This window comes from Exiguobacterium sp. s132 (assembly GCF_018617235.1).
Lineage (GTDB): Bacteria > Bacillota > Bacilli > Exiguobacteriales > Exiguobacteriaceae > Exiguobacterium > Exiguobacterium profundum.
The window spans coordinates 1,825,391-1,848,331 of the sequence record NZ_JACSJU010000001.1 but is presented as its reverse complement, the minus strand read 5'-3'; the positions used below and the strand labels follow the sequence as shown (position 1 = coordinate 1,848,331).

The 22,941-nt window shown below is 49.0% G+C and carries 27 protein-coding genes; 25 read left to right on the top strand and 2 right to left on the bottom strand.

Annotated features, from left to right (window positions below; all coding sequences use genetic code 11):
* The first annotated feature begins 15 nt into the window (after window positions 1-15).
* The 10 genes from KNO78_RS09375 (at window position 16) to KNO78_RS09330 (ending at window position 8,036) form a co-directional block, all read left to right on the top strand.
* Window positions 16-375: a YxeA family protein gene (locus tag KNO78_RS09375; RefSeq protein ID WP_214690425.1), complete on the top strand. Its 360-nt coding sequence runs from the start codon at window positions 16-18 to the stop codon at window positions 373-375.
* A 91-nt stretch (window positions 376-466) separates the two neighbouring features.
* The gene (locus KNO78_RS09370; protein ID WP_074035685.1) at window positions 467-826 is read left to right on the top strand and encodes a response regulator; all 360 of its coding nucleotides are present in this window, start codon (window positions 467-469) and stop codon (window positions 824-826) included.
* A 161-nt stretch (window positions 827-987) separates the two neighbouring features.
* Window positions 988-1,842, top strand: a complete 855-nt coding sequence (fba, locus tag KNO78_RS09365; protein ID WP_159562989.1) for a class II fructose-1,6-bisphosphate aldolase — start codon at window positions 988-990, stop codon at window positions 1,840-1,842.
* Between the two features lie 96 nt (window positions 1,843-1,938).
* Window positions 1,939-2,769 carry a hypothetical protein gene (locus KNO78_RS09360; RefSeq protein ID WP_214690426.1) on the top strand — a complete coding sequence of 277 codons (831 nt, stop codon included), beginning with the start codon at window positions 1,939-1,941 and terminating at the stop codon, window positions 2,767-2,769.
* 74 nt (window positions 2,770-2,843) lie between these two features.
* The gene (gene fsa / locus KNO78_RS09355) at window positions 2,844-3,494 is read left to right on the top strand and encodes a fructose-6-phosphate aldolase (RefSeq protein WP_078147677.1); all 651 of its coding nucleotides are present in this window, start codon (window positions 2,844-2,846) and stop codon (window positions 3,492-3,494) included.
* 27 nt (window positions 3,495-3,521) lie between these two features.
* Entirely contained in the window at window positions 3,522-4,778 is a 1,257-nt protein-coding gene (gene murA, locus KNO78_RS09350) for a UDP-N-acetylglucosamine 1-carboxyvinyltransferase (protein WP_074035691.1), read from the top strand.
* 14 nt (window positions 4,779-4,792) lie between these two features.
* On the top strand, window positions 4,793-5,764 hold the full coding sequence (glpX, locus tag KNO78_RS09345) for a class II fructose-bisphosphatase (protein WP_031422214.1): 972 nt from the start codon (window positions 4,793-4,795) through the stop codon (window positions 5,762-5,764).
* Between the two features lie 87 nt (window positions 5,765-5,851).
* The gene (locus KNO78_RS09340) at window positions 5,852-6,778 is read left to right on the top strand and encodes an ATP-binding cassette domain-containing protein (RefSeq protein WP_159562987.1); all 927 of its coding nucleotides are present in this window, start codon (window positions 5,852-5,854) and stop codon (window positions 6,776-6,778) included.
* Window positions 6,768-7,538, top strand: coding sequence for an ABC transporter permease (locus KNO78_RS09335; protein ID WP_159562986.1), 771 nt, complete (start codon window positions 6,768-6,770; stop codon window positions 7,536-7,538). Before KNO78_RS09340 ends, KNO78_RS09335 begins: the two co-directional genes overlap by 11 nt.
* A gap of 12 nt (window positions 7,539-7,550) precedes the next feature.
* Window positions 7,551-8,036 (top strand): DUF421 domain-containing protein, encoded by a 486-nt coding sequence (locus KNO78_RS09330; protein WP_214690427.1) that lies wholly within the window; start codon window positions 7,551-7,553, stop codon window positions 8,034-8,036.
* A 39-nt stretch (window positions 8,037-8,075) separates the two neighbouring features.
* On the opposite strand, the gene KNO78_RS09325 is transcribed toward KNO78_RS09330, so the two are convergent.
* Entirely contained in the window at window positions 8,076-8,771 is a 696-nt protein-coding gene (locus KNO78_RS09325; protein ID WP_159562984.1) for a C40 family peptidase, read from the bottom strand.
* 382 nt (window positions 8,772-9,153) lie between these two features.
* On the opposite strand from KNO78_RS09325, the gene rho reads away from it, so the two are divergent.
* From rho to KNO78_RS09275, 10 genes are all read left to right on the top strand, one after another.
* On the top strand, window positions 9,154-10,491 hold the full coding sequence (gene rho, locus KNO78_RS09320) for a transcription termination factor Rho (RefSeq protein ID WP_012727388.1): 1,338 nt from the start codon (window positions 9,154-9,156) through the stop codon (window positions 10,489-10,491).
* Window positions 10,492-10,573: 82 nt separating this feature from the next.
* Complete coding sequence (locus KNO78_RS09315; protein ID WP_012727387.1) at window positions 10,574-10,816, top strand: type B 50S ribosomal protein L31; 243 nt, start codon at window positions 10,574-10,576, stop codon at window positions 10,814-10,816.
* 99 nt (window positions 10,817-10,915) lie between these two features.
* The gene (locus KNO78_RS09310; RefSeq protein WP_012727386.1) at window positions 10,916-12,139 is read left to right on the top strand and encodes a cation:proton antiporter; all 1,224 of its coding nucleotides are present in this window, start codon (window positions 10,916-10,918) and stop codon (window positions 12,137-12,139) included.
* A 106-nt stretch (window positions 12,140-12,245) separates the two neighbouring features.
* Window positions 12,246-12,857 (top strand): thymidine kinase, encoded by a 612-nt coding sequence (locus KNO78_RS09305; protein WP_074035700.1) that lies wholly within the window; start codon window positions 12,246-12,248, stop codon window positions 12,855-12,857.
* 82 nt (window positions 12,858-12,939) lie between these two features.
* Window positions 12,940-14,010: a peptide chain release factor 1 gene (gene prfA / locus KNO78_RS09300; protein ID WP_074035701.1), complete on the top strand. Its 1,071-nt coding sequence runs from the start codon at window positions 12,940-12,942 to the stop codon at window positions 14,008-14,010.
* Window positions 14,010-14,867, top strand: a complete 858-nt coding sequence (gene prmC / locus KNO78_RS09295; protein WP_074037873.1) for a peptide chain release factor N(5)-glutamine methyltransferase — start codon at window positions 14,010-14,012, stop codon at window positions 14,865-14,867. Before prfA ends, prmC begins: the two co-directional genes overlap by 1 nt.
* Window positions 14,848-15,858, top strand: a complete 1,011-nt coding sequence (locus tag KNO78_RS09290) for an L-threonylcarbamoyladenylate synthase (protein ID WP_159562979.1) — start codon at window positions 14,848-14,850, stop codon at window positions 15,856-15,858. The genes prmC and KNO78_RS09290 overlap by 20 nt, the downstream gene beginning before the upstream one ends.
* Window positions 15,859-15,879: 21 nt before the next feature.
* Window positions 15,880-16,380, top strand: a complete 501-nt coding sequence (locus tag KNO78_RS09285) for a low molecular weight protein arginine phosphatase (RefSeq protein ID WP_012727381.1) — start codon at window positions 15,880-15,882, stop codon at window positions 16,378-16,380.
* A 4-nt stretch (window positions 16,381-16,384) separates the two neighbouring features.
* Complete coding sequence (gene rpiB / locus KNO78_RS09280; RefSeq protein ID WP_214690428.1) at window positions 16,385-16,825, top strand: ribose 5-phosphate isomerase B; 441 nt, start codon at window positions 16,385-16,387, stop codon at window positions 16,823-16,825.
* A 5-nt stretch (window positions 16,826-16,830) separates the two neighbouring features.
* Window positions 16,831-17,364, top strand: a complete 534-nt coding sequence (locus tag KNO78_RS09275; protein ID WP_214690429.1) for a TIGR01440 family protein — start codon at window positions 16,831-16,833, stop codon at window positions 17,362-17,364.
* Between the two features lie 53 nt (window positions 17,365-17,417).
* Here KNO78_RS09275 and KNO78_RS09270 read toward each other — a convergent pair whose 3' ends face one another.
* Window positions 17,418-18,203 (bottom strand): alpha/beta hydrolase, encoded by a 786-nt coding sequence (locus tag KNO78_RS09270; protein ID WP_074035709.1) that lies wholly within the window; start codon window positions 18,201-18,203, stop codon window positions 17,418-17,420.
* Between the two features lie 131 nt (window positions 18,204-18,334).
* Between KNO78_RS09270 and glyA the strand changes: the two genes are divergently transcribed.
* The 5 genes from glyA to KNO78_RS09245 all read left to right on the top strand — a co-directional run bounded on the left by glyA (window position 18,335) and on the right by KNO78_RS09245 (window position 22,871).
* Window positions 18,335-19,588, top strand: a complete 1,254-nt coding sequence (gene glyA / locus KNO78_RS09265) for a serine hydroxymethyltransferase (RefSeq protein WP_031422243.1) — start codon at window positions 18,335-18,337, stop codon at window positions 19,586-19,588.
* Between the two features lie 4 nt (window positions 19,589-19,592).
* Window positions 19,593-20,540 (top strand): hypothetical protein, encoded by a 948-nt coding sequence (locus tag KNO78_RS09260; RefSeq protein WP_214690430.1) that lies wholly within the window; start codon window positions 19,593-19,595, stop codon window positions 20,538-20,540.
* Between the two features lie 100 nt (window positions 20,541-20,640).
* Entirely contained in the window at window positions 20,641-20,889 is a 249-nt protein-coding gene (locus KNO78_RS09255; RefSeq protein ID WP_031422247.1) for a hypothetical protein, read from the top strand.
* 65 nt (window positions 20,890-20,954) lie between these two features.
* Window positions 20,955-21,632: a response regulator transcription factor gene (locus KNO78_RS09250; protein ID WP_012727368.1), complete on the top strand. Its 678-nt coding sequence runs from the start codon at window positions 20,955-20,957 to the stop codon at window positions 21,630-21,632.
* A gap of 3 nt (window positions 21,633-21,635) precedes the next feature.
* Window positions 21,636-22,871: a sensor histidine kinase gene (locus KNO78_RS09245; protein WP_196431273.1), complete on the top strand. Its 1,236-nt coding sequence runs from the start codon at window positions 21,636-21,638 to the stop codon at window positions 22,869-22,871.
* Window positions 22,872-22,941: the final 70 nt, after the last annotated feature.

Below are 22,941 nucleotides of genomic sequence, written 5' to 3'. Positions count from 1 at the left end.
GAGGGAGAATTTTTTATGAAACGAAATCTCGTTGCCATCCTATTGATTGGCATTCTATTAGTAATAGGTTGGCGTTATGTCGATCCCAATCGATTGTTAGCCGATGTCTATTATGTCAAAGTCCCAAGTGCAGAAGTGGCGACGCAAACCTCGGGGGGTTATCGCTATGATCTCATCGGGTACGACGAGGATGGAAAAAAACGTCCTCTGTCTATTGCCACCACTGGGTTGTTACCGGAAGGGAACTATCTGCGAGTATTTGTGAAAGAAGAAGATGCGGAAGTGACCGACTACGAGCAGGTGAATGTGCTAGACGTACCTGAACAGTTGAAGGAAGAACAGGAAGAAGAGAATTCCGAGCCATCGTTCCCTTGATTTCAAAAGATAGACGTCGCGAAAAAGAGATGAGTTTGGTAAGGTTAAATTGTTTGAATATGGTAAACGATGAATGAAAGAAGGGACATGCATGTCACGGATGTTAATAGCAGATGACCAGGACGGAATTCGTACGATGCTCGCGCAAGTGTTCACGAACATGGGTGTAGACGTGGACACGGCGCAAGACGGCATCAGCGCCTGGGAATTTTTAGAGCGGGAGCAATATGATTTGGTATTGCTCGATATGAATATGCCTCGTATGTTTGGACACGAAGTATTACGTCGCATGCGCGAGAAACAGTTAGACACACCCGTCATGATCATGACGGCATTTGGGGAAGAAACGGTGATTGAAGAAGTGCGTCGTCTCGGGATCACGGCACAATTTGAGAAGCCGTTTGATATTTATGGGATGATTGGAAAAGTGAAAGAAGTCTTGAAAATTTGACGTTTCGTCACCAAGATGACATATGTAAACGCTTGCGCTAAGCCATTTCTATGCCCGAATAGCATAGGCACATGTTTTACGGTGTGTTATAATGGGAACGAATTGCACGGGGGAACTTTTCCCAAACGTGTATAATAGCGAACAGACAGGAGGATGTCATTATGCCATTAGTATCAATGACAGAAATGCTTAACAAAGCATTCGAAGGCAAGTATGCAGTCGGCCAATTCAACATCAACAACCTCGAGTGGACGCAAGCGATTCTTCGCGCTGCGGAAGACGAGAAATCACCAGTAATCCTCGGTGTATCAGAAGGTGCAGCGAAGTACATGGGTGGCTTCACGACAGTTGTCAAAATGGTTGAAGGTCTTATGCACGACTACAACATCACTGTTCCAGTTGCAATCCACCTTGACCACGGTTCTTCATTCGATAAGTGTAAAGCAGCGATCGACGCTGGTTTCACGTCAGTCATGATTGACGGTTCACACCACCCAATCGATGAAAACATCGAAATGACGAAACAAGTTGTCGAGTACGCGCACGCTAAAGGTGCTTCTGTTGAGGCAGAAGTCGGTACAGTTGGCGGCGAAGAAGACGGCGTTGTTGGTGGCGTACAATACGCTGACCTCGATGAGTGTGTACGTGTTGTAAAAGAAGCGAAAGTGGATGCACTTGCTGCAGCACTCGGTTCTGTACACGGTGAATACCAAGGCGAGCCAAAACTTGGATTCAAAGAGATGGAAGAAATCGCGGAAGCGACTAAAACACCACTCGTTCTTCACGGCGGATCAGGAATTCCTGAGCACCAAATCAAAAAAGCAATCGAGCTCGGCCACAGCAAAATCAACGTCAACACTGAGTGCCAACAAGAATGGACTCGTGCAGTACGTGAGAAAGTTGCTGCTGATGCAAAAGTATATGACCCACGTAAAATTATCGGACCTGGTATCGAAGCGATTTATAACGTCGTTACTGGCAAGATGCGTGAGTTTGGTTCAAGCAACCAAGCTTAATCCTGTCCTGAAAGGCTGACTCTACAAAAGAGTCAGCCTTTTTTTGATGATTTAGGGAACGTATACATATATGGTGAAAAAAAGGGGGGAGTCTTTGTGATTTATAACGAGCGACCGACAGAATTGTTTTGGCGAATCTTTTATGTATATGGAGCAGTCGTGTTGATTGGTCTTTCTTTAGCATTAGCCGCCGCCCCACTCATTTTAATTTATTATTATCTGGTACCTTGGCTTATTCCATTGTTAGTCTTAGTCGCCATCGGTGGGTTTGGGGTGTATTGGTTTACGAACACGTTCCGTCGTTTATTTTGGAAAGAACGGAATCACTCTAGATACGAAATGACCGCAACGAGCATCGAGGGTGTGACGTATCGGCATGAACCGGGCGAGTCGGTCGAGCAATCATTTCCAATCTCAGCGATTCGACAAATCGTCTTCTTCCCGGCGATTGTCCGAAAGACACAGCCGTCTCCGACGGTTCGGATTGGTCGGCCTACGGTAGAGTACACTCCGATGCTATCGATTATGACAAAAGATGATGCCATGGAAATCTTGTTCGATCAACGTGATCTGGTTGCCTTTGATCAATGGATAAAATCTTTCCATGAGCAGGGAATTCCGCTATTTTACACACCAAAAGAATTGTATTGGATTGGTGCGAATATCTCGACACGACGTGAGCGATTTGAACGGTTGAGTCGTCCGGAAGAAATCGTTCCATTTGTCTACACCGGCGACCTTGTGGCAGATGAGCAGACGGCAGCAACGAATTGGATTGAAACCCACGGATTGGAACGTTTGAAAGAAGGACCACACCAAGCATACTATGTGAAGCAAAGTAAAATTATGAAATGGTCATTTTTCGGGACGCTCGCTGGGATTGGCCTTGTCGTAGGATCGATGCTTGCAATCGCATCGTTGACGTAAAGGGTATAGCAATTCGACATGACTTTCCTCATAATAGAGATTGTAAGCGATCACAAATTAAGGAGGAGACACATATGCGTTTTTTCATTGACACAGCAAATGTGGAAGACATTAAAAAAGCTCATCAAATGGGCGTCATTGGAGGCGTGACGACGAATCCATCGCTCGTCGCCAAAGAAGGTGTCGATTTCCATACAAGACTTCGTGAAATCTGTGAGATCGTCGGGGATCTCTCGGTCAGCGCCGAAGTTATTGCACTCGATGCGTCGGGTATGGTGGAAGAAGGAAAGGAACTTGCCGCCATCGCGCCGAATATTACGGTAAAGGTACCGATGACACCAGCGGGGATGCAAGCGGTAAAACAGTTCAAGGAGCTTGGAATCAAGACAAACGTCACGCTCATCTTTAACGCTAACCAAGCGTTACTTGCGGCACGTGCCGGGGCATCATACGTTTCTCCATTCATCGGACGCTTGGATGACATCGGACAAGATGGGCTTGATTTAGTTGAGACTATTGCGAACATCTTCGCAATCCATGGCATCGAGACAGAAATTATCGCAGCATCTGTGCGTCATCCGGTTCACGTGACAAAAGCTGCACTCCTTGGGGCTGACATTGCCACAGTCCCTTACAAAGTTATCGAACAAATGATGAAACATCCGCTCACAGACAAAGGCATTGAGCAGTTTTTAGCGGATTGGAACAACGCTCAATCCAAATAAGTCCGTCGTAGAAAGGTTTTGATCAGCGTGGAAATTCTCCATATCGTTGGGCAGCAAAAACTAGAAGGAACCGTCGAGATTAGCGGAGCGAAACAGAGCGCTCTCCCTTGCCTTGTGGCTGCACTTCTCACGGAAGAGTCGGTGACGATTGAAAACGTTCCGATGATTGAAGATGTGGAAGTGATGGTCAATTTGTTAAAAGAGTTAGGGGTTCGGGTAGAGCGGGATGGCGAACGAATGACGATTCATTCGAATGAAGCAGTCGCAATGCCTCTCCTCGGTTCTGAGACGCGCAAAGTCCGTGCCGCTGTCTATTTACTCGGGGTCTTCGCGGCTCGCTTTGGAAAAGGGGCGGTTGGGTTACCTGGAGGATATGCGATTGGTCCACGGCCGATTGACTTACATTTGAAAGCGTTGGAACGTCTCGGCATTCATGTTGAGAATGAATCAGGTCTCTATCATGTCCGGGTCGATGAACTTGTTGGGAATCGAATTTACTTGGACTTGCGGTCGTTTGGGGCAACCGTGAGTGCAATGCTTGCGGCTGTTCTAGCGACAGGGACGACGGTCATCGAAAACGCGGCTTGCGATCCGGAAGTCGTCGATGTGGCGACCATGCTCACATCGATGGGTGCACATGTGAGTGGGGCAGGAACGGATGAGATTCGAATTAAAGGGGTGGAACGCCTCCACGGTTGTACGCACACACTCATTCCAGATCGTCTCGAAGCCGGAACGTTCATGATGTTCGGTGCAGTGTCCGGTCGTGTGACCGTCCAACCGGTCATTCCGACACATCTCGAAGGGGTCATTCAAAAACTGTTGGATTTCGGAGCGGACGTCGAGGTCGGTGAGGAGTCAATTACCGTGACGGCGAACCAATTCATGCCAACAGATATTCGGGTGTTCCATTACTCGGGGTATCCGAGCGACTTGCAACCGGTGATGACGGCAGCCTTATTAAAAGCTGACGGAACGAGTGTTGTCACCGATAAATTGTATGCGCAACGATTCCGCCACATCGCCGAGATGCGACGGATGAATGCGCAAATTACACTGGAGGATGCATCGGCTGTGATTCGTGGCGGTAATAAGCTGGCGAACGCAGAGATGGAATGCACCGATGCACGGAGTGCTGCGGCCCTGGTACTGTCAGCGCTCCAAGCTTCTGGTGAATCGACGCTACTACATGCGGAACGACTGAATGATTCGTATGTCGACTTTGTCGGCAAATTAAAACAACTCGGTGCGCTCGTTTGGGTGGAGGAACAAACCGAGGTATAAAGGGGAGATTTCGGGTGGAACGAAGTTTATCGATGGAACTGGTTCGGGTGACAGAAGCGGCGGCACTTGCTTCAGCCCGTTGGATGGGACGAGGATTGAAAGTCGAAGCGGATGATGCGGCAACGACGGCCATGCGCGACGTATTTGACACGATTCCGATGAAAGGGATTGTCGTCATCGGTGAAGGGGAGATGGATGAGGCCCCGATGCTATACATCGGAGAAAAAGTCGGAAATGGCTACGGTTCTCGTCTCGATGTCGCCGTCGATCCGTTAGAAGGGACAAACATCGTAGCGACCGGAACGTGGGGAGCACTTGCGGTTCTCGCGGTCGCGGATGCAGGCGATCTCCTTCATGCTCCAGACATGTACATGGATAAAATTGCCGTCGGACCGGAAGCGGCAGGTCTCGTCAGTCTCGACAACTCGATTGAAGAGAACATTGAAATCGTGGCGAAAGCGAAGAAGAAAAACGTGGAAGATGTCGTCGTCACGATTTTACATCGGGACCGTCACGAAGAAACCATTCAACGTGTCCGCGCGACCGGTGCGCGAATCAAATTGATTCCGGACGGGGACGTCGCCGCGGCCATCAACACCGCTTTCCCGAAAACGGGTGTCGATTTGTTGCTCGGTTCAGGCGGGGCGCCAGAAGGTGTCATCGCTGCAGTCGCAATGAAGTGTTTAGGTGGAGACTTCCAAGGGCGTTTGCTCCCGGAAGATGAAGCGCAGAAACAACGTTGCCATGACATGGGAATCGAAGATACGGATCGAATCCTCCTCCTCAATGATTTGGTGAAAGGTGAAGATTGTATCTTTGCGGCGACCGGCGTCACAGATGGTGAGCTGTTACGTGGAGTCCAATTCACGTCACAAGGCGGACAGACCCATTCGGTCGTCATGCGTGCCAAGTCCGGTACCGTTCGTTTCGTCGAAGGGAACCACTCACTTAAGAAAAAACCAAAAATGGTCATGAAACCAGAATAATCAGAAGTCGTGGATGTGAAAACGTCCACGACTTTTTTGTGGTGAAAGCGTCAGAAAACGGGAATGGATAGTCAGGAGGTGGGTGTGATGATTCAGGTTGAAGGACTCGTCAAAACATTCAAGGATGTTCCAGCTGTCGATGACGTGTCATTTTTCGTGAAAGAAGGAGAAATCTTTGCGTTTTTAGGTCCGAACGGTGCGGGTAAATCGACGACGGTGCAAATGTTGACGACACTCGTGAGACCGACATCTGGAGCGGCACGAGTCAATGGATTCGATGTCGTTAAACAAGAAAAAGATGTCCGATTATCGATTGGAGTTGCCTTACAAGAAACAGGAATCGATAAAGTGTTGACGGGACGAGAGCTCCTTGTCTTACAAGGGCGTTTGTTTAAGATGTCGAATGAAGAGGCGCAACGTCGAGCCGATGAGTTACTCGAAGTCGTTTCACTGACGGATGCGGCCGATCGCCGGAGTGGTACCTATTCCGGTGGGATGCGACGACGTCTCGACTTGGCTCTCACACTCGTCCATCGTCCGACGGTCTTGTTTTTAGACGAACCGACGACCGGACTCGATCCGGCGAGCCGAATCGAAATTTGGAATGAAGTACGCCGATTGAACGAGGAATTCGGGACGACGATTTTTTTAACGACCCAATACTTAGAGGAGGCAGATGAGTTGGCTGACCGGATTGCAATCATCAATCACGGGAAGATTGTGAGTGAAGGAACGGCCGAGGAATTGAAACAGCTCGTCGGTGGAGAGACGATTTCGATGGACTTCGCTACAGAATCTGAAGCGACCCTTGCCGCGACGCGATTTCATACATCTTCGAATGGCACACATGTATCGTTTGAGTTACGTGACATGACGTTGACTGAGATTGTTCGTTCCTTGGATGAACAAGGGTTGCAGCCTGAACGATTGACTGTCAAGCAACCATCGCTCGATGATGTATTCTTGAAAGTGACAGGCGAATCGTATGAAGGAGGCGAGATCCGTGTGGACTGAGACATGGCTATTCACGAAACGGAGTTTGCTGACGACTATTCGAAATCCGTTTTCATTCATCCCGAACTTGATCATTTCTGTATTCTTTTTACTCGTGTATACGAGCGGCTTGTCGAGCGTGGCCTCGTTGCCTCAGTTCGAAGGGAGCGACTATTTGAATTTCATCTTACCCGTATCCATTGTTTCAGGTGCAGTCGGGGGAGCGGGAGGCACGGGTCAGGCGCTTGTCCGAGATATTGAGAGTGGCTATTTCGCACGGCTCTTGTTGACACCGGCGACCCGTACGGCGATTGTGCTCGGACCGATGATTGCGGGGATGTTGCAATTACTCGTCCAAACGCTACTTATTTTTGCTGTCGCGTTTCTCCTCGGTCTCACGATTCCTGTCGGTGCCGCTGGATTCTTTTTCACAGTATTACTCGCAATCGGATTTGGACTTGGTTTCGCAGGATATTCAGTGGGCGTCGCCTTGAAAACACGAAATGCACAAGCGGCACAGGCAGGGACGTTGTTGTTCTTTCCTTTAATTTTCCTGTCGACGACGTTCGTTCCGAAAGAATTGATTGAAGCCGAATGGTTGAAAGTGGCGGCGACGTTCAATCCAACCACGTATATTTTCGAAGGGATGCGAGCGGTTCTGACTCAGCCGGAGATTGACTGGGGTGCCTTATCTGCAGGGCTCGCAGTCGCGGGTACGATGAGTGTACTCATGATCGTCTTTGCGGCAACGAACGCGAGAGGGGCATTGAAGCAAAAATAAGGGAGGAGTTTGATGCAGGAACTATCAACGATGATTCGGATTATTTTAACAGGGATTGGAGCATATATTTCTATCATTCTCATGTTGCGTGTTTCTGGTAAGCGTACATTGGCAAAAATGAATGCATTTGATTTTATTGTGACGGTTGCACTTGGTTCTATTTTGGCAACGACCTTGACTAGTCAACAAACCTCTTTATTGGCTGGACTGACTGCGTTCGGTACACTAATTGTCTTACAATATATATTAGCGAAACTATCTAAGCGATTCTCCATTGTGAATCAAATAATTAAATCAGAACCAACTCTACTGTTTTATAAAGGAGATTATTTGAGAGAACATCTACAAAAAGAACGAATTTTAGAGATCGAGGTCATTCAAGCGATTCGATCAAGTGGCACTCCTCTAGGACAAGTCGAAGCAGTAATCATAGAAACGGATGGAACGTTTTCTGTTTTGAAAGACTCTCGTCATGTAATGGAACATGTGAACAAATAAAAACGACTCGGTTCCGATGAACCGAGTCGTGATATTGTATTAGAGATATGATCCAGCGCCTACATAGCGTGGTGCCCAGTATCCAGAAGTGAAGCTCGCGTATTTCACGCCGCCTGTTTCTGAGTTGATCATTTGTGTTTTGCTAAGTGCCATTCCGACGTGTTGAATCGTTCCGCCTGAATGTGAGAAGAAGACGAGATCGCCTGCTTGGATCGATGACTTCGAGATTTTCTTCGCGCTTGAGTATTGCTGACGTGAAGAACGTGGTAGTGTTTTTCCGATTGCTTTCTTGTACACGTGTCCAGTATATCCTGAGCAGTCAAACCCTGAAGTTGTTGTTCCACCATAGCGATACGGTGTTCCGAGATATTTCTTCGATTCAGCGACAAGTTTCGAACGTTTGCTAGAAGATGACGTTGAAACCGTTGTTGATGTCGACGTGTTCGCTTTCAAGTATGTGTACGTTGAAGAAGCTGAGATATAACGGTGTGTGCCTTTGTAGTTGATTTTATAGAACGAACCGGATTTACCAAGGTATGTATAGCGTTGACCTTTATCCATTTTCGCGACGACTTTCGATGATGTAAGTGACGGGGCAGTACGGATGTTCAAACCGTTTACTTTCGAGTAAGCAAATGTACCGGTAGCGGCTTCTGCTTGTTCACCTGTTGAGAACATAAGACCCGAGAAAGCGACAGTGGCAGCGACGACGATTGATGCGATACGCTTTAACATTGTATAAATCCCTCCGTTTTTAAAATCAAGACATTCGTATATGACAAATCGAGTAATTTTTAATGGTAGAGCACAAGTTGCGGGATATACCCGGTTTCCTGTGCAAATAAACTATATCATGCGCAAGACCGATAGCATTTTTCAATCGCAAGTCAAAAAAGCGTTTTCTTGTAACAAAAATGAAACAATATGTGGATATAGCACTTATTTTGTTACAAAACTATCTTTTACTGTGTAAGGATTTGTACAAGAGGGAAACGATTGAACAAAAGGTGATTTTTGCACGGTGACGGCACGGGCAAAATATGGTTAGATGATGGCAGAACAAATGAATCAAGTTGAATGCTTCTTGTAATGAAATGTAGAAAGATAGGTGACTTGAATGAGTCAACAGACAGAACCGACAAAGAACTATACACTTCGTGAGCTTGAAACGAAGACGTTGAAAGAATTATATGAAATTGCCAAAGAAGTCAAAGTACCGAACTTTCGAGAAGCGCGTAAGCGTGAGCTCATGTTCCGTATTTTGAAATCACAGGCTGAATCAAAAGATTTATATTTCCTCGAAGGTATTTTAGAGATCATCCCACCGAATCCTCAGTCTCAAAATGATGGCGGATTTGGATTCCTCCGACCAATCAACTATTCTCAATCTTCCGAAGACATCTATATCGCTGCATCGCAAATTCGTCGCTTTAATCTTCGAAACGGGGACCTTGTCACAGGAAAGGTCCGTAAACCGAAAGAGAATGAACGGTTCCAAGGTTTGTTGAGTGTTGAAGCGGTCAACGGAGAGTCGACGGACTCGACGCGTTCGCGTGATTATTTCCCGGCATTGACACCGATTTATCCAGAACAACAGATGGTGCTCGAGACAGAGCCGACCCATCTTTCGGTTCGTGTCATGGATATGATCGCACCAGTCGGGTTTGGCCAACGCGGGTTGATTGTGGCACCACCAAAAGCGGGGAAAACGTCGCTTTTAAAAGAAATTGCCAACTCGATCACGACGAATCATCCGAACGTCGAATTAATCATTCTTCTAATCGATGAACGACCAGAGGAAGTGACGGATATTCAACGCTCTGTACCGGATGCGGACGTGGCGTTCTCGACTTTTGATGAGACACCGGAAAACCATGCGCGTATTTCAGAACTCGTTCTCGAACGCGCGATGCGTCTCGTGGAACATAAGAAAGACGTGGTCATCCTACTCGATTCCATCACACGCTTGACGCGTGCGTACAACCTGTCTGTTCCACCAAGCGGACGGACACTCTCGGGGGGGATTGACCCGGCGGCGTTCCACAAACCGAAAAAGTTCTTCGGAGCGGCACGGAATATCGAGGATGGAGGTAGCTTGACTATCCTCGCGACAGCGCTCGTCGATACCGGATCGCGAATGGACGACGTCATCTATGAAGAGTTCAAAGGAACAGGGAACATGGAACTGCATCTGGACCGGAAATTGGCAGAGCGCCGGATCTTCCCTGCAATCGACATTCGTCGCTCGGGAACACGGAAAGAAGAGTTGTTACTCGGGAAGGACGAACTCGATTCGCTCTGGACGATTCGTCGTACGATGAACGAGTCTCCAGACTTCGTCGAACAGTTCTTACGCCGTGTCCGTGAGACGAAAACAAACCTCGACTTTTTTGCTGCGCTAGAGGCAGATAAGAAAAAAAGACGACCGGTGAAAAAAACGAAAACAGACTTGTAAAACCTATAGTAGGGTGATATTATATTCTAGTGAACTTTCTCTAGGTTGAAAGAATACTTAGGGCCGAAGGAGTTGAAAAGCAATGAAACAAGGAATCCACCCAGAATACCGTAAAGTCGTATTCATGGACTCGACGACAGAATTCAAATTCATCACTGGTTCAACTCGTTACTCTAACGAGACAATCACGATGGAAGATGGAAACGAGTACCCACTCATCCGTGTCGATGTATCTTCTGATTCGCACCCGTTCTACACAGGTCGCCAGAAATTCGCATCTGCAGATGGTCGTATCGAGCGCTTCAACAAGAAATACCAACGTTAATCGTAAAGTTGTATGCTCACCGCCTAGGGATTGCCCTTGGCGGTTTTTTGTTGCATCGACACGGGTAAAGAGACGAAAGTATGTCGTGAGGGGGCCGTTATGGAATTTATACTCATTAGTATTAGCTTGTTGATCGGGGTCGGCATCATGTCTCAATGGTTGGCATGGCGTTATCAAATCCCGGCAATCATCATTATGACGCTCGCTGGAGTATTGGCGGGTCCGATCCTCGGGCTGTTCGATCCGCGTGAATTATTAGGGGATTTATATAGTCCGATCATTTCGTTTGCGGTCGCCATCATCTTATTCGAAGGAAGTCTTGGGCTTCACTTTAGCGAAATCAATCAGTTCCGGAGGTCGATCGTCCGGATTGTAACGATTGGAGTCGCGCTCTCATTTGTCGGGATGTCGCTACTCATTCAATATGTAGGAGGGTTACATTGGGTCGTCGCCTGGACGATGGGGGCGCTCTTCGTCGTGACGGGTCCGACTGTCGTCATTCCGTTGTTGCGTCAGGCACATTTGAAAGATCGGGTCGGAGCGATTTTGAAGTGGGAAGGCATCATTGTCGATCCTGTCGGAGCATTACTCGGACTCTTCGTCGTTCGACTCGGATATATCGTTTATGAAGGTATGGATTTATGGATGCAACTCCTCTTCGCAGGTGCTTGTATCGTAGGAATCGGACTCGGTTACTTGTTCGGCCATCTCTTGATGGGATGGTTTGTGGCAGAAAAAGTACCTCGCTATCTCCGTGCTTCGGTCACGTTGACGGCCGTCCTCATTTTATTCTCACTCAGCGAGCTCATGATGCATGAAGTCGGGCTGCTCGCCGTGACGGCGATGGGGATGACGATGGCCAATACGAAGCATCGGGATGAAGAAATCATCGAAGAACTGCAGTCATTCAAAGAGGATATTTCAATCTTGCTCATCTCGTCTGTCTTCATCTTGTTGACGGCTTCCCTGTCTCGGGCAGAGCTGTTGAATATTTTCCAATGGCCGCTTCTCTTGACGATTGCGGGCATCCTGTTCTTGGTTCGCCCAGTTGCGATTTACTTGTCGACCATCGGTGGAGGTTTGCCGCTAGCGGAACGAGGGTTCATTGGTTGGATTGCCCCACGCGGGATTGTCGCGATGACGGTCGCGGGATTCTTTGCTGAAGAAGTCGCGCATCTTGGGATTGACGATGCGAAGCAAATGTTGCCGCTCACACTCGGTCTCGTCTTCATTTCCGTTACACTGCACGGTCTCACGATTCGACCGCTCGCGCGAAAATTGAAATTAATCGATGAACAAAAAGAGGCGAACGCTGATGAATAAAGGACGGAGTTCTTTCAATCAGTATTTAGGAGAAGTCAACCCTTTTCCTCAACTCGAAAGATAGGTATAATCGGAAAGCGATTATCGATGGAGAGGGCGAAGAACAATGATGCATGTGACGAACCGATATGGTTGGATTGAAGTGATTTGTGGGAGTATGTTTTCGGGGAAGTCGGAGGAATTGATTCGCCGAGTCCGCCGTGCTCATTATGGAAAGATTCCGGTCCAAGTGTTCAAACCAGCAATCGACGACCGGTATCATGAAGAGAACGTCGTCTCACACACAGGGAACTCGGTCGTGGCCGTGCCAATCGCATCAAGCCAAGACTTGTATGATGCCGTTCGTGAAGAAACACAGGTTATCGCGATTGACGAGGTGCAATTTTTTGATGAAGGAATTGTAGACGTCATCGAACAACTTGCGAACGAAGACAAACGCGTCATCTGCGCTGGGCTCGATATGGACTTTCGAGGCGAACCGTTCACGATGATGCCTGAACTGTTGTCACGCGCGGAGTTCGTGACGAAACTACAGGCCATCTGTTTGTCATGCGGCGCGCCTGCTTCGCGGACACAACGTCTGATCGATGGGCAACCTGCTCGGTATGAGGACCCGGTCATCTTGGTCGGGGCTTCCGAGTCTTACGAACCACGATGCCGACATTGTCATGATGTACCGAACAAACCACATCCGGTCCGCCATACGGTGGTAGACTGATGAATCGACGGACCGCCCTCGGCGGTCCGTTTTTTTGCTATAATAGATAGAGTTTGATTTGACGGAGAAAGGACGGATCATCATGTTTGACCGTTTAAGTGTATTAGAAGATCGTTACATGCAATTGAATGAAATGCTCGCCGATCCTGAGGTGCTCAGTGACTCGACGAAGTTGAGACAATATTCGAAAGAGCAGGCACAACTAGAAGAGACGGTACAGATGTATCGTCAGTATAAAGAAACAAGTACAGCTTTCAAGGAAGCTAAGACGATGCTTGAAGACCGGACGCTCGACGCCGACATGCGTGAATTGGCAAAAGAAGAGATGAACCTCCTCGAGCCAGAAGTCAAAGAGCTAGAAGCGAAACTGCGGATTTTATTGCTTCCAAAAGACCCGAACGATGACAAGAACGTTATCGTCGAAGTCCGAGGAGCAGCAGGCGGAGACGAAGCGGCACTCTTTGCAGGAGATTTATATAAGATGTATACGCGATTCGCTGAACGTCAAAATTGGAAAGTGGAACTCATTGACGCGAACTATACCGAACTCGGTGGATTTAAAGAAGTCACGTTCATGATCAACGGGGCAGGTGCCTATTCAAAGCTCAAGTTTGAGAACGGAGCCCATCGTGTGCAGCGAGTCCCGTCGACTGAATCGGGCGGACGAATTCATACGTCCACAGCAACGGTTGCCGTTCTTCCGGAAGCAGAGGATGTCGAAGTGCATATCGATATGAAAGATGTACGAGTTGATACGTTCACTTCATCTGGTCCAGGGGGACAATCGGTCAACACGACGCAATCAGCTGTCCGTTTGACACACATTCCTTCAGGGCTCGTCGTATCATGTCAAGATGAGAAGTCGCAGCATAAAAACAAGGATAAGGCGATGAAGGTCCTTCGAGCACGCCTGTATGACAAAATGCAAAGCGAACATATGGAAGAGTTGTCTGCGCAACGAAAATCGGCTGTCGGAACAGGTGACCGTTCCGAGCGGATCCGCACATACAACTTCCCACAAAGTCGTGTCACAGATCATCGGATTGGATTGACCCTTCAGAAGTTGGACCGTGTCCTAGCAGGTGAACTCGAAGACATTATCGACGCACTCATCATGGACGAACAGGCACGTCTCATGGAGGAAGCGGAATGATGCGGATTGCCGCGCTACTTAAGCAGACGGAAGAACGACTAGTTGAAGCTGGGCGCGACCGTGCGGCTGCCGAATGGTGGCTCATGCATGTGTTGCAAGTCGATCGCACCGGTCTCCTCGTTCGTTTGTCGGATGAATTGTCTTCAGATGAAGCGACACGGTTCGAGACGGGAATCGAGCGTTTATTGATCGGAGAACCGGTACAACACGTGATTGGACATGCTCCGTTTTACGGGCGCTCGTTTGAAGTGAACCGGGATGTGTTGATTCCGAGACCAGAAACGGAAGAGTTGATCGACTGGGTACTTGGGCAACTTCGTCACATCAAGGATGATGAGATTGTCGATGTCGGGACAGGAAGCGGGGCCATTGCGATTACCTTGAGCCTCGAGCTCGGCGTACGTGTACAGACGGTCGATATTTCGCGTGAGGCGATTGAAGTCGCTAAACGAAATGCAGCCACACTTGGCGCAACTGTACGGTTTTATGAAGGAGACGGGCTCGCACCGATTGCGGACCACTCGATTCGCGTTCTCGTCTCAAATCCGCCTTACATCGAGGCCGATGAGCTGTTAGATGAGACGGTCGTCGGCTACGAACCGCACCTTGCGCTCTTCGGAGGGAAGGATGGGCTCGACATGTATCGGCAATTAATATTGGAATCGGTGCGCGTCTTACGTGCCGATTGGCATTTGATTGCGTTTGAAATCGGGTATAACCAAGGACAAGATGTGAAATCATTACTGTCTGAACGTTATCCTGAAGCAGAAACGGGTATTTTAAAAGATATAAACGGCAAGGACCGTATCGTCTATGCCGTAAGGGAAGGGATTGCGTATGGAAACGAAATGGATTAATTCGAATGAGATTGAAGAGGGGGTACGTCTTCTTCAAGCGGGTGAAATCATCGCCATGCCGACAGAAACCGTCTATGGTCTCGCTGGAGATGCCATGAACGATGTGGCAATTCGAAAGATTTTTGAGGCAAAAGGTCGTCCGTCGGATAACCCGCTCATCGTCCATATCGCTTCAATCGACCAAACGAGTTTGTTTGTCGATTCGATTCCTCCTGTTGCCAAACGCTTAATGGATGCGTTTTGGCCAGGCGCTTTGACGATCATCTTGCCTTCAAACGGACGAGCCTCTTCGCTCGTGACCGCAGGCCTCGATTCCATCGGACTCCGGATGCCGAATCATCCGGCAGCACTCGAGTTAATTCGTAAGTCAGGGTTAGGGCTTGCGGCTCCGAGTGCGAATCGTTCCGGACGACCTTCGCCGACAACTGCTCAACATGTCGCGGATGATTTGAACGGACGAATCGCAGGAATCGTGGATGGGGGTCCTACCGGAATCGGAGTCGAGTCAACCGTTGTGGATTGTACGGGGGACACGGTAACGATTTTACGACCAGGTGGTGTGACGCGAGAAGAAATGGAAGCTGTCATTGGACCGGTCGCCTTAGATGCCAATTTGAGTAACGATGAAGCCACACCACGATCGCCGGGAATGAAGTACACGCACTATGCCCCAACGGCACCTGTTTTTTTAGTCGATGGCACACGCAAAGATTTAGAACGTGTCATCGAGGAGCGGAAGCAAGCGGGGTTGCGAATCGGTGCACTCGTCTTCGACGAGAACCCGACACCGGCTGAGGTCACGTATTCACTTGGGACCTCGATGGAAGTGGCGGCGCAACGTTTATACGACGCGCTTCGTCGATTTGATGAAACAGACGTGGATGAGATTTATGTGAACACGATTGAACCGGTCGGAGTCGCACTTGCCGTCTATAACCGTTTATACAAAGCAGCGGGCGGAAAGATTGTGCACCCGACGAAAGATGCCTAAAGACATAGAGGAGGACACGCGATGTCAATGAAACGCGTATTATTCATATGTAGTGGCAACACGTGCCGAAGCCCGATGGCGATGGCCTTGCTCCGTTCGAAGATGACCGGGGATGAGTTTGATATTCGCTCAGCTGGTCTACGGACGATGCAAGGATTCGATGCTTCAGAAAACGCACTGCAAGTTCTCAGAGAACGTGGGATTGAGCTCGATCATGTCACCCAGACGTTCGATGAAGTGTTAGGGAATTGGGCGGATATCATCTTGACGATGACACGCGCACACCGTGAACAAATTCGGGATACATACCCGGATTTGTCTGAGCGGACGTACACGCTCTATGAATTCGTGACGGGACTCGAACGGGACATCAACGATCCGTTCGGCGGTTCGATGAATGTGTATCGCCAGGTGCGAAACGAGCTCGAACCACTCGTGAATCGACTTGTGTTAAAATTAACGAATGATGGGTCAAAGGTGACGAAACCACCGAGACGCCTACCAAAGAAGACGGGGGAATGAACGAATGAAAATTGCAATTGGCGCTGATCATGGCGGCTTCAACTTGAAGAAAGAAATCGTAGCCTTGCTTGAGGAACTCGGACATGAGTATAAAGATTTCGGGACGAACTCAGCGGACTCGATTGACTACCCGGATGTGGCCATCCCGGTCGCAGAAGCGGTAGCGGCAGGTGAATTCGATCGTGGGATTTTGATTTGCGGTACGGGAATCGGAATCGGGATTGCGGCGAACAAAGTCAAAGGGATTCGTGCGGCACTCGTCCATGATTCATTCAGTGCAAAAGCGACACGTCAGCATAACGATTCGAACATCATGACGATGGGCGAGCGTGTCATCGGACCTGGTCTTGCACTCGACTTGGTGACGACGTGGCTCGATACTGACTTTGAAGGCGGACGCCATTCAAACCGTGTCGACAAGATGAGTGCTTACGAATCGAAGTGAGTCAAATGAAGACGGAACTTCTCAGATTTTTGACGGAGCTTCACGAACGGTTCCCTTTGAATGATGAGCGCATTCTCGTCATCGGATGCTCGACGAGTGAAGTGCTCGGGAAAACGATTGGGAAGGCAGGTTCCATTGATGTCGCAAGCGAATTGATGGAAGTGTTCCTTGAATTTAGAAAGAAGACAGGTGTCCATTTGGCGTTTCAAGGGTGTGAGCATATCAACCGTGCCCTCACCGTTGAGCGCCGGACACTCAAACAGTTCGGTCTCACAGAAGTGACGGTCGTCCCGATCCGGTCCGCGGGCGGAGCGATGTCGGAGAAGGCGTATGCGAACTTCGAGGAGCCATGTGTCGTCGAATCGATTCAAGCAGATGCCGGGATTGATATCGGCTCGACATTGATTGGGATGCATTTGAAACCGGTCGCGCTACCGGTTCGGTTATCATCGAAGCATCTCGGAGAGGCGTACGTCACGTTCGCAGTCACGAGACCGAAACTGATTGGTGGGCCACGGGCTCAGTATCCAAATAAATGAAGAAAGCATCGCATTTAGGTTTTTCGACCGAATGCGATGCTTTTTTGTTCAAATTATAAATCTTCTCCAAAAAGATAGGAGATGACCATCGGGAAACGCTCACGCCAGGCGAGCTCGTTGTGAACTCCTTCTTCAATCACTTCGAATCGGATGTGTTCGACCTTGTCTTTTAACAAGTTGTACACGCGTTCGCTCGACTCACGATACATCTCGTTCGTCGGTCCATTTTCGATCGGTTCCTCGACTTCTTTTGCGCCGACGTCCAAGTAAAGACGCTCGACGCCCTTCAAATCGCTCGCTTCAATCAATTGTTCCAGCTCGGTTTGGTTGAACCAAAATGCAGAGGACAGGGAAGCGACACGCTTGAAGACGTCTGGATATACACAGGCTGCATATATCGAGATGAGCCCACCCATCGAACTTCCCATCATCGCTGTTTCTTCCGGAATCGTCCGATAGTCAGCATCGATTTGAGGTTTCAATTCCTGCGCGATGTATTCGATATACGCCGAACCCTGCCCGCCGAGCACGATGTCACTTCCGAGCAAACTTTCACCGATATAAGGGTTTTCCCACGGTCCATACTCATCGAGTCGTTGTTCGCCTGGTGCACTATCGAGGGCGACGACAATCAAGTCACGCTTCGAGGCGTCTAAATATTCACCGACGCGCCAGCTCATGTTGTAGCTCGCATCCTCGTCAGCAAAACAGTTTTGTCCGTCGTGCATGTAGAGGACCGGATATCGTTTTTCGGACGTCTCATAGTCGGCAGGTGTGTAGATCCGGACCGTTCGTGTCCGTTCGAACGGTGTGATCGTCAGTTCTTTTGTCTCAATCATAAGTGGCCTCCTCACAGTTACATTCTTATTAATGATACCCAACTTTTCATCAGATTATTGCGATACCCAAAAAAACAAGCGTGTGGTACGATGGGGGTGTTGATTTTTAGACATTTAGAGGGGGTCTTCACATGGTAAACACGACGAAGTTGAAAGTGCAGGATGCGGAATTATTTGAGGCAATGCAACACGAGCTCGGTCGTCAGCGCGACAACATCGAACTCATCGCTTCAGAAAACTTTGTTTCAGAAGCGGTCATGGAAGCGCAAGGAGGCGTATTGACGAACAAATATGCCGAAGGATATCCGGGACGCCGTTATTACGGTGGCTGTGAGTTTGTCGACGTCGCTGAGAACTTGGCGCGTGACCGTGCGAAAGAATTGTTCGGTGCAGAACATGCAAACGTACAACCACACTCGGGTGCACAAGCGAACATGGCGGTCTACTTCACGGTGCTTGAAGCAGGAGATACGGTTCTCGGAATGAACTTGTCTCATGGTGGTCACTTGACGCACGGTAGCCCGGTCAACTTCTCAGGTGTGCAATATAACTTCGTCGAATATGGTGTAGACAAAGAGACAGAACACATCGATTACGACGTCGTCGCTGCACTTGCGAAGGAACATAAGCCAAAATTGATCGTTGCGGGAGCGTCGGCATACCCACGTACAATCGACTTCGCGAAGTTCCGTGAGATCGCGGACAGTGTCGATGCTTATCTTATGGTCGATATGGCGCACATTGCTGGACTCGTGGCAGCAGGTCTGCATCCGAACCCGGTCGAACATGCGCATTTCGTCACGACGACGACGCACAAGACGCTCCGTGGACCACGTGGAGGGATGATTCTTTGTAAAGAAGAGTTCGCCAAAGCGATCGATAAGTCGATTTTCCCAGGGATTCAAGGAGGACCGCTCATGCACGTCATCGCGGCAAAAGCGGTCGCGTTCGGTGAGGCACTCCAACCGGAATTCAAAGATTACCAACGTCAAGTCATTGCGAATGCACAAGCACTTGCGGCAGGCCTTGAAGAAGAGGGGCTCCGAATCGTATCGGGCGGAACGGACAATCACCTCTTGCTTGTCGATCTTCGAGGAATCGACATCACAGGTAAAGCAGCTGAGCATGCATTGGATGCAGCAGGAATCACGGTCAATAAAAACACGATTCCTTTCGACCCGGCATCACCGTTTGTCACAAGCGGAATCCGTCTTGGAACGGCTGCGATGACGACTCGTGGCTTCAAAGAAGCGGATATGAAAGAAGTGGCACGTCTCATCGGGCGTGTGCTGAAACAACATGAAGACGAGGCGGTAATCGCGGAAGCACTTCAAGACGTGCGATCGTTAACAGCGAAGTTCCCGCTTTACCCTGAACGAGGCTGAGTCAATGGATATTCGGACACTAGCAGAACGAGAGCTATCCGAACTTCCATTGTTCGATATGACAGAATGGTTGGCTCGTAAAGGGGAATACGATCCTTCTTTCCGTCTTGTCGCCAGTGAGTTTGGTGTCATCACGACGCTCCTCGACCATGGCTATTATGAAGAAGCGAGCGAACGAATCGTGCCGCTCCTCGGGATGAAAGTGCCTGCTGCTTTCCATCGACTAGGTCTTGCGCTAGAAGTGAAGGCGAACGGAAGAAAAGCGGCCAAGCGCCGCTTTCGTTCGTTCTCGTCGGCTGTCATCCAACATTCTGATTTAGCCGAGTGGCGACAGGCGTTCAAGCTCGATAAGAAATGGCTTGGACTTCCGCTCGTCGTTGGTCTTGCGGCTGGAGCGCTCATATTTTGGCCGGATGCCGAACCGCCCGGCGTCACGCCGGACGAGCCGGATGAAGTCGTTGTCGAGACCGTAACGGAAGAAGAAGCACTCGCAGAACGCCTTGAAGAGCTCGAGGCAGAAGTCGCCCGACTCGAAGAAGAGAATGAGAAACTTCAAGATTCGGACGAACAGAAGCCAAAGAAATCAACCGAAGAGGCACCGGACACATCAACGGATGTTGTACCGCTGGCTGAGGTAGAAGCACTTGTTCAAGATAAACAGTATGAAAAAGCCGACCGCCTATTAGGTGGAAAAGCGAAAGTCGGACAAGAACAAGCAGTTGGGTTTTATCGACTTCTTGTCGACAATAAATTGGGACAAGCGGACATTGCGGACTATGCGGCTTATCTCGAGTCGTATCCAGAATCCGGTTACAAGGCAGATGTCCTTTGGATGAAAGGGATTGCCGAGAAAAAAGCGAATGACCCGGCGTACCGTGAAACGTTGACGACCGTTTCTGAGATGGAAGGGACGTATTGGGCACCGATTGCGAAGTCCGTGCTCGAAGAATAAGGTGCTACATGAGTAGCGCCTTTTCTCATGAAATTCTAATGAAGTACACCACGATTTCTCGTTTTCCTGTCGTATGATTTGAGGTAGGAGGGATGCGTGTATGAAACGTGTAATGAAAACCATTGGAACAACTTTATTGGCGATCGGACTTATGGGAATCGGGCTTGCCGGATTTTTGTTCTTCACTTCACCTGGACAATCCAGCCTGTCGCAACTATCGCTAGCGGCGCTGGAAGTCGAACAGCAGATGGAACAAGTCGATACGAAGTGGGATGAATGGGAAGATGATTTAGAAAGACGAATCGAGCAAGCCGTTCCAGAAGGCGTTCGTCTGTTTTTTGCGGATTGAATTCGGGAAATGAATAACAATACGTCGAGCGAACTGCTCGGCGTTTTTTCAAAGGAGTGAGCAGGATGCAGACGATTCTCGTCGTAGAAGATGATTCGAAGATTGCGCGATTACTGGAGTTGGAATTGAAGCATGCGGGGTATGCGGTCATGGTGGCGACAGATGGTCGTACCGGTTTGGAACGAGCTCTCGCTGATGATGTCGACCTCGTGTTGCTGGACGTGATGTTACCTCAAATGAGTGGACTCGAGGTGGTCCGTCGTCTGAAAGAAGAGCGACCTTTGTTACCGGTTCTGATGGTGACGGCCCGTGGCGATCGATACGACAAAGTGAGTGGTCTTGATCTTGGCGCAGATGATTACATCACGAAACCATTTGAAATAGAAGAGGTGCTCGCACGAATTCGGGCATTTTTACGAATGCGCCAGCTTGTTCGTCAGGACCATTCCGAACAGGTGTTGACGTACGAAACATTGACTGTCGACGTGAATCGTCATGAAGTATATTGTGACGGAAAGAAAGTAGATTTGACTCGACGTGAGTTTGACTTGTTGGTTTTCTTTTTAGAGAATCCGGAGCGTGTTTTGACGCGTGACCAACTCGTCGAACACGTGTGGGGATTCGACTACTATGGGGATACGAATGTCGTGGACGTGTATGTCCGATACGTAAGGAAAAAACTGACCGGCTCTTGGATTCAAACGGTTCGCGGTGTCGGCTATATGTTGAAGCGTGGTGAGTGACCGATGCTACGAACAAAGATTGCGTGGGCGATGACAGGGTTCATGTTGTTGCTTCTTCTCGTCTCCTTTGGCGTGACCTGGTTCGTCGCCAGGCAGGAAATTGTCGATTCGCGTTTTGACGTGTTACTGCAGGCGTTGAATCTCTTGGAAGAAGATGTCCGGAATAGCGATGCGGTATTGTCGCTTCATGAGGACAGTGTCGTGTTAGAACGTCAAGAAAACGGCGAATGGGGAATCATCGGGGGAGAAGTGCCAGACGGAACGACGTTTCCCATCAATTACGGGGAACCGGCCCTCATCGATGATTGGTTTGTGGTCGCGACGACGGATGGACTAGCGTTCGGCTTTCAGGATCGAGATGTGAGCAATACGATTCAAGCGCTCGCAACCATTTTTCTCGTCATGTTCTTCTTTGCTGTTCTCTTGACGTTCCTCGGGACGTGGTGGATTTTACGTCAAGGTCTGTCACCGTTACGCCGATTGACAGAAACGATGGAACGGATCACGGAGTCCGGTAAGTTAGAGACAATCGAAGTGGCTGACCGAAAAGATGAAGTGACGACTCTTTCGGACGGATTTAATCATATGATTGAGCGAGTCGAAGGGACGATGGAGCAACAACGTCGTTTCGTCGCCGATGTTTCACATGAACTCAAGACACCGTTGACCGTCATCGAGGGCTATGCGAAGTTATTACAACGATGGGGACAAGAAGATGAGAGTGTACGTGCCGAAGCGATTGACCATATTTTAACGGAGTCGCGTCAAATGCGAAATGATTTGATTGAACCTATGCTCGAATTGAATCGATTTGCTGCACTCGAACAGGTAGAGCGAGAAGAAATCGATTTAGCTGAACTTGGGGAATCAATAGGAGAACGTTTTTTGCGGTCGCACGGCGTCCATTTACCTATTGAAGCTACAGGAAGCTGGTTTGGTCATCGTGAGTCGTTACAGCGGATTCTTGTCATCCTATTAGACAATAGTTTGAAGTATGCGGAAGAGACGAGCCTTCATTTGAAGAGTGATCGAATTGAGGTACGCGATCGAGGACCGATTCTTTCGGATGATGTGAGGAATCGGCTGTTCGATCGATTCTACCGATTAGATGAAGCGCGCGATCGCAGTGGGAGCGGTCTTGGTCTCGCGATTGCGAAAGAAGTGGCGGACTTGAATGAGTGGACGATCGGGAGTAGATCGAATCATCCGGATGGCAGTATATTTTTTCTGACTCGATGATGAATATTTCGCATTTTCTCATCAACTTCTAATGAAGCCTTAAATATGCTCTCACGGAAGAGGCTTATGA

Excerpts from the sequence above, each read along its gene's own strand:
- KNO78_RS09250 (WP_012727368.1), top strand. The coding sequence starts at position 20,955 with ATGCAGACGATTCTCGTCGTAGAAGATGATTCGAAGATTGCGCGATTA.
- KNO78_RS09305 (WP_074035700.1), top strand. The coding sequence starts at position 12,246 with ATGATGCATGTGACGAACCGATATGGTTGGATTGAAGTGATTTGTGGG.
- KNO78_RS09255 (WP_031422247.1), top strand. The coding sequence starts at position 20,641 with ATGAAACGTGTAATGAAAACCATTGGAACAACTTTATTGGCGATCGGA.
- KNO78_RS09310 (WP_012727386.1), top strand. The coding sequence starts at position 10,916 with ATGGAATTTATACTCATTAGTATTAGCTTGTTGATCGGGGTCGGCATC.
- KNO78_RS09370 (WP_074035685.1), top strand. The coding sequence starts at position 467 with ATGTCACGGATGTTAATAGCAGATGACCAGGACGGAATTCGTACGATG.
- KNO78_RS09245 (WP_196431273.1), top strand. The coding sequence starts at position 21,636 with ATGCTACGAACAAAGATTGCGTGGGCGATGACAGGGTTCATGTTGTTG.
- rho (WP_012727388.1), top strand. The coding sequence starts at position 9,154 with ATGAGTCAACAGACAGAACCGACAAAGAACTATACACTTCGTGAGCTT.
- glyA (WP_031422243.1), top strand. The coding sequence starts at position 18,335 with ATGGTAAACACGACGAAGTTGAAAGTGCAGGATGCGGAATTATTTGAG.
- KNO78_RS09285 (WP_012727381.1), top strand. The coding sequence starts at position 15,880 with ATGTCAATGAAACGCGTATTATTCATATGTAGTGGCAACACGTGCCGA.
- fba (WP_159562989.1), top strand. The coding sequence starts at position 988 with ATGCCATTAGTATCAATGACAGAAATGCTTAACAAAGCATTCGAAGGC.
- prfA (WP_074035701.1), top strand. The coding sequence starts at position 12,940 with ATGTTTGACCGTTTAAGTGTATTAGAAGATCGTTACATGCAATTGAAT.
- KNO78_RS09330 (WP_214690427.1), top strand. The coding sequence starts at position 7,551 with ATGCAGGAACTATCAACGATGATTCGGATTATTTTAACAGGGATTGGA.
- rpiB (WP_214690428.1), top strand. The coding sequence starts at position 16,385 with ATGAAAATTGCAATTGGCGCTGATCATGGCGGCTTCAACTTGAAGAAA.
- KNO78_RS09315 (WP_012727387.1), top strand. The coding sequence starts at position 10,574 with ATGAAACAAGGAATCCACCCAGAATACCGTAAAGTCGTATTCATGGAC.
- prmC (WP_074037873.1), top strand. The coding sequence starts at position 14,010 with ATGCGGATTGCCGCGCTACTTAAGCAGACGGAAGAACGACTAGTTGAA.
- KNO78_RS09375 (WP_214690425.1), top strand. The coding sequence starts at position 16 with ATGAAACGAAATCTCGTTGCCATCCTATTGATTGGCATTCTATTAGTA.
- KNO78_RS09325 (WP_159562984.1), bottom strand. The coding sequence starts at position 8,771 with ATGTTAAAGCGTATCGCATCAATCGTCGTCGCTGCCACTGTCGCTTTC.
- KNO78_RS09290 (WP_159562979.1), top strand. The coding sequence starts at position 14,848 with ATGGAAACGAAATGGATTAATTCGAATGAGATTGAAGAGGGGGTACGT.
- fsa (WP_078147677.1), top strand. The coding sequence starts at position 2,844 with ATGCGTTTTTTCATTGACACAGCAAATGTGGAAGACATTAAAAAAGCT.
- KNO78_RS09260 (WP_214690430.1), top strand. The coding sequence starts at position 19,593 with ATGGATATTCGGACACTAGCAGAACGAGAGCTATCCGAACTTCCATTG.
- KNO78_RS09340 (WP_159562987.1), top strand. The coding sequence starts at position 5,852 with ATGATTCAGGTTGAAGGACTCGTCAAAACATTCAAGGATGTTCCAGCT.
- KNO78_RS09275 (WP_214690429.1), top strand. The coding sequence starts at position 16,831 with ATGAAGACGGAACTTCTCAGATTTTTGACGGAGCTTCACGAACGGTTC.
- KNO78_RS09270 (WP_074035709.1), bottom strand. The coding sequence starts at position 18,203 with ATGATTGAGACAAAAGAACTGACGATCACACCGTTCGAACGGACACGA.